Annotated in this window: 1 protein-coding gene; it reads left to right on the top strand. The window is 64.6% G+C overall.

Annotation, left to right across the window (positions count from 1 at the left end):
- Positions 1-835 (top strand): MFS transporter (locus tag BIU82_RS15970; RefSeq protein WP_139146657.1); only part of this gene is annotated, 835 nt, incomplete at both ends.

Below are 835 nucleotides of genomic sequence, written 5' to 3'. Positions count from 1 at the left end.
ACCTTCCTGGCCGAGCACGCCCCCGAAGGCAAGCGCGGCATCATCACTTCCTTCGCCCAGATCGCCTCCTTCGCGGCCCTGCTGACCGGCACCCTGGTTGCCTACGCCATGTCCCCCTGGCTCACCCAGTCCGCGATCGACGGCGGCGGCTTCGGCTCCTTCGCCTGGCGCATCCCGTTCCTGGTGGCCATTCCCATGGGCATCATCGGCTGGTACATCCGCAAGGCCATCAGCGACACCCCGAACTTTGAGAAGCTGAAGGAAGAGGGCGGCCTCTCCAAGAACCCGCTCAAGGAAGCCTTCCAGTCCGCCGAACACCGCCGCGCCATGCTCCTGGCCCTCTTCATCCCGCTGATGAACGGCTCCGGCTACTACGTGTTGTTCTCCTACATGCCTACCTTCCTCAAGGGAAAGCAGATCAACTTCACTATCGGCGAGGCCCTGCTGGTCACGGCCTGCAGCCTGGTGGCCATCTGCATCGCCATCCCGTTCATGGGTGCATTGTCAGACCGTGTTGGCCGCAAGAAGGTCATCGCCGGTTCCGCCATCGCCATGGCCATCGTCGGCATTCCCGCCTACGCCCTGATCGCCACCGGCAACATGGGCCTGGCCATCCTGGGCGCCTCCGTCATGGCCGTGGTCTTCGCCGGGCACACCGCCGTCATCCACATCCTGATCGTGGAACTGTTCCCCACCCGCGTCCGCTACTCGGCGTACGGGCTGGGCTACAACATCTCCTCCGCGCTCTTCGGCGGCACCGCCCCGCTGCTCATGACCTGGCTGATTTCCAGCACGGGCAACATCTACATGCCGGCGTTCTACGCCGTCGTCACCG

This window comes from Arthrobacter sp. SW1 (assembly GCF_001766675.1).
Lineage (GTDB): Bacteria > Actinomycetota > Actinomycetes > Actinomycetales > Micrococcaceae > Arthrobacter.
This window is presented reverse-complemented; position numbering and strand designations above follow the sequence as displayed.